The organism is Streptomyces albidochromogenes, from assembly GCF_005981925.1.
Classification (GTDB): domain Bacteria; phylum Actinomycetota; class Actinomycetes; order Streptomycetales; family Streptomycetaceae; genus Streptomyces; species Streptomyces albidochromogenes.
On the sequence record NZ_VBVX01000436.1, the window covers coordinates 1 to 4,248 of the forward strand.

Annotated in this window: 4 protein-coding genes; 1 reads left to right on the forward strand and 3 read right to left on the reverse strand. The window is 68.8% G+C overall.

What is annotated here, in order from left to right; translation table 11 throughout:
- Positions 1 to 115: 115 nt before the first annotated feature.
- The 3 genes from E2E34_RS31890 to E2E34_RS31900 form a co-directional block, all read right to left on the reverse strand.
- Positions 116 to 640 (reverse strand): PadR family transcriptional regulator, encoded by a 525-nt coding sequence (locus E2E34_RS31890; protein ID WP_138905328.1) that lies wholly within the window; start codon positions 638 to 640, stop codon positions 116 to 118.
- A gap of 152 nt (positions 641 to 792) precedes the next feature.
- Positions 793 to 1,050, reverse strand: a complete 258-nt coding sequence (locus E2E34_RS31895; RefSeq protein WP_138905329.1) for a type II toxin-antitoxin system antitoxin — start codon at positions 1,048 to 1,050, stop codon at positions 793 to 795.
- Positions 1,047 to 1,976, reverse strand: a complete 930-nt coding sequence (locus E2E34_RS31900; protein ID WP_138905330.1) for an SPFH domain-containing protein — start codon at positions 1,974 to 1,976, stop codon at positions 1,047 to 1,049. Before E2E34_RS31900 ends, E2E34_RS31895 begins: the two co-directional genes overlap by 4 nt.
- A 255-nt stretch (positions 1,977 to 2,231) precedes the next feature.
- Here E2E34_RS31900 and E2E34_RS31905 point away from each other — a divergent pair.
- Positions 2,232 to 4,248 (forward strand): transglycosylase domain-containing protein (locus E2E34_RS31905; protein WP_138905331.1); only part of this gene is annotated, 2,017 nt, incomplete at its 3' end.

The window sequence follows — 4,248 nt, forward strand, 5'->3', positions numbered from 1 at the left end:
GTTGTGGGCCGGCGGGTTGTGGGCTGGGGGCCCGCCCGTCGTACGTGAGGTTCCCGGAGTACGGCGTGACGATCCCGGCCCGGCAGCGCGGTAGCGTCGGCCTGCCCGGCGGGACTTATGCGCGTACCTCCGAGGCGAGCCTGTCGAGGCGCGCGGCGGCGAGTTCCAGCCAGCGCACGTCGGCCTCCAGGTGGAAGAGGGCGTGTTCGCACAGGAGCTGGTCGGCGGGATCGGCCCGGCGCTTGCGCTCGGTGAGGGCGCGCATCAGCCGCAGGTGCTCGGCGCGCTGTGCGTCGAGGAGGCCGGTGGCGCTGCGTCCGGTCAGGAGCGCGAGGACGACCTTCGTGTAGAGCGTCGACTGGAGGTACGGCTCGGGTTTCTCCGGCCGCGCGAGCCACTGCTCGACGTCGGTGATGCCGGCTTCGGTGATGGCGTACCGCTTGCGCTCGGGGCCGCCGCCGGATTCCACGCTGTCGACTTCGACGAGGCCGTTCTTCAGGAGGCGGGACATGGTCGCGTAGACCTGGCCGTAGTGGAGGGGGCGGTCGTGGCCGAACCTGTCGTCGAAGGCGCGCTTGAGGTCGTAGCCGTGGCGGGGGCCGGATTCCAGCAGCCCGAGGAGGGTGTGGCCGATTGACATGTGGCGCACAGTACACAAGAGGTATACATGCGGTGCACAGTCGGCCGGTGGGGGACCGCGTGCGGGCGGCCGGTCGGCTTCGAGCACGGAGCGCGAGACCGCGTGAGGGACGGCCCCGGGACGGTACCGCCCCGGGGCTGGGCCCGCCGGCCCTACTCCTCCCGGGTCTGCGGGGGATCGGGCGGCGCCTTCGGCGGGCGTCCGCGCCGGGGGATGGGGCCGGCGCCGCCCGGCAGCCGGCCGGACTCCGACAGGGCCCGGCGCAGTACGAACTCGATCTGCGCGTTCGCACTGCGCAGCTCGTCCGACGCCCACCGGGCCAGCGCGTCGTACACAGCCGGGTCCAGCCGCAGCAGCACCTGCTTGCGCTGCTGCTGCGGCCGCTTCCGCTGCGGAGTCTCGTCCGTCACTGGTAGAGCGTGCCGGTGTTGAGCACCGGCTGGGCGGCCCGGTCGCCGCACAGCACCACCATCAGGTTGCTCACCATCGCCGCCCGGCGCTCGGAGTCCATCTCGACGATGTCCTGCTCGGTGATCCGGTTGAGGGCCATCTCGACCATGCCGACCGCGCCCTCGACGATCAGCTTGCGCGCCGCGACGACCGCCCCCGCCTGCTGCCGCTGGAGCATCGCCGAAGCGATCTCCGGCGCGTACGCGAGGTGCGTGAAGCGGGACTCGATGATGTGGACGCCGGCCGCCTCGACCCGTGCGTGCAGCTCGACCGCGAGCTTCTCGGTGATCTCCTCGGCGTTGCCGCGCAGCGACAGGCCCTCCTCGTCGTGGGCGTCGTACGGGTACTCGATCGCGATGTGGCGTACGGCGGCCTCGGTCTGGGTGGAGACGAACTCCAGGAAGTCGTCGACCTCGAAGGTCGCCTGCGCGGTGTCCTCGACCTTCCAGACCACGACCGCCGCCAGCTCGATCGGGTTGCCGTACGCGTCGTTGACCTTGAGGACCGCCGTCTCGTGGTTCCTGATCCGGGTCGAGATCTTCGAGCGGGTGGTGAGCGGGTTGACCCAGCGCAGCCCGTCGGTGCGGATGGTGCCGCGGTAGCGCCCGAAGAGCTGGACGACGCGGGCCTCGCCCGGCGCCACCATGTTGAGGCCGCACATCGCGAGGAACGCGGCGAAGGCGATCAGGATCCCCGTGACGATCAGCGCGACCTTCGGGCCGGTCGTCGCCATGGTGGCGCCGGTGGCGACGAGGCCCGCCCCCGCGAGCAGTCCCAGCAGCCCCAGCAGGAGCGCCAGGCCGCCCCCGATGCTGTGGGCGGCCCTCTCGCGCACCCGTGGCGCCGGCATCTCGGGCAGGTCGGCCGGTGCGGATGTGCTGGTCATGGACATGAGGTCCCCCGGTTTCATGCGGTGCGATCGTGGTTCGACCACTCTAGCAAAGTGATATCACTTTTTCGGCACTCGTAAACCCGTGCGACTCCTCTGGCAACCCTGGAGCCCTCTCGTGAGTCGGTTCCAGAGAGACGGGTGCTGATTGTCACGTACGGAAAAGACCGGATCAGCAGTCCTTTGTCCGCAGGTGCGGTGTTAGCTTTCTGAGCTGACATCCGGGGGCTCGATGAGCGGAGTTACGGAGTAATGGGCCGAGCAGAAGCGCGAAAGGACCGGAAGCGCGGTGCGCGCCGGGCGAAGAAGGCGGGAGGCATACGCCGCTTCTTCACGTGGAAGAAGGTGCTGGGCACCTTCTTCGGGCTCTGCCTGCTCGTGATGGGCGTCTTCGTGGCCCTGTACATATGGGTCCCGGTGCCGGCCGCCAACGCCGAGGCGAAGCTGCAGAGCAACGTCTACCGGTACAGCGACGGGTCGATCATGGCCCGGTCCGGCCACGTCAATCGCGAGATCCTGCCGCTCTCCAAGATCCCCAAGGACGTCCAGAACGCCTTCGTCGCCGCCGAGAACCAGAACTTCTACAAGGACTCCGGCGTCGACTTCAAGGGCACCGCCCGCGGTCTGCTCAACACCGTCACGGGCAAGGGCAAGCAGGGTGGCTCGACGATCACCCAGCAGTACGTCAAGAACTACTACCTGACCCAGGACCAGACGGTCACACGCAAGCTCAGGGAGCTTGTGATCTCCATCAAGGTGGACCGCAAGTACAACAAGCAGGACATCCTGGCCGGGTATCTGAACACCAGCTACTTCGGACGCGGCGCGTACGGCATCCAGGCCGCTGCCCAGGCGTACTACGGCGTCGACGCCGAGAAGCTGAGCGTCGAGCAGGGCGCGTACCTCGCGGCGCTCATCCAGGCCCCCAGCCAGTACGACTGGGCGGTGGCGAGCGACACCAGCAAGAAGCTGGTCACGGATCGCTGGAACTACGTGCTCGACAACATGATCGAGATGAACGAGCTGGACCAGGCCGAGCGCGACGCCATGAGGTTCGAGAAGCCGAACGCTCCCAAGGGCGCCGCGGGCATGGAGGGCCAGACCGGCTACATGGTCGATGCCGCGAAGGCCGAGCTGAGGAAGCAGGGCGTCAGCGAGGCCGACTTCGACGCGGGCGGCTGGACGATCACGCTCAACATCGACAAGAAGCGCCAGAAGGCGCTGGAGAAGGCGGTCGAGCGGCAGCTGGAGTCCAAGCTCGACCGCAAGAAGAACAAGGTCGACGCGACGCTCCAGGCCGGCGCGACCTCGGTCGACCCGAAGACCGGCAAGGTCGTCGCGATGTACGGCGGCCAGGACGCCACGAAGCACTGGACATCGAACGCGACGCGCTCCGACTACCAGCCCGCCTCGACGTTCAAGCCCGTCGTCCTCGCCGCCGCCCTGGAGAGCAACTCCAAGACGCAGGACGGCAAGCCGATCACCCCCAGCACCATCTACGACGGCACCAGCAAGCGCCCCGTGAAGGGGAGCACCACCCCCTTCGCCCCGCAGAACGACCTGGGCCGGAGCTTCGGCCCCATCTCGGTCCAGCAGGCCATGCAGAACTCGGTCAACTCCGTCTTCGCGCAGATGCTCGTGGACGTCGGCGCCCCGCGCGTGAAGGAGACCGCGCTCGACATGGGCATGGAGGACAAGGGCGGCTTCGACGAGCGTCCCGCCATGTCCCTCGGTGTGATGGGCGCCAGCACGATGGACATGGCGAGCGTCTACGCGACGCTCGACAACCACGGCAGGAAGGTCACGCCGACCATCGTGAAGTCGGCCGAGCACAAGGACCGCGAAGACGGCCGGGTCGACCTGCCCGAGCCGACCGAGGAGCAGGTCATCGACCGCTCGACGGCGGACAGCGTGACCAAGGTGCTCACCGGAGTGGTCGAGAACGGCACGGGCACCCGGGCCGGTAACCCGAACTACAACGCGGCAGGCAAGACCGGCACGTCGGAGAAGAACCGGTCCGCCTGGTTCGTGGGCTACACCCCCGAACTCTCCACCGCGGTGGCCCTGTTCGGTGAGTCCCCGGACGGCGGCAGGCAGGTCTCCCTCACGGGTACGGCCAACGCCGGCCGCGCCAGCGGCGGCGGCTTCCCCGCCATGATCTGGTCGGACTACACCCTCGGCGCGCTCGGCGGCGGCTCCGACGCCGACTTCGACCTGGAGATCGACCCGGACGACGCCTACGTGCCCCCGCCGACAGACTCCCCGGACC

What these genes read in the sequence shown, in the direction of transcription:
- E2E34_RS31900 (WP_138905330.1), bottom strand. Translation starts at nt 1,976, where the DNA reads ATGACCAGCACATCCGCACCGGCCGACCTGCCCGAGATGCCGGCGCCA.
- E2E34_RS31890 (WP_138905328.1), bottom strand. Translation starts at nt 640, where the DNA reads ATGTCAATCGGCCACACCCTCCTCGGGCTGCTGGAATCCGGCCCCCGC.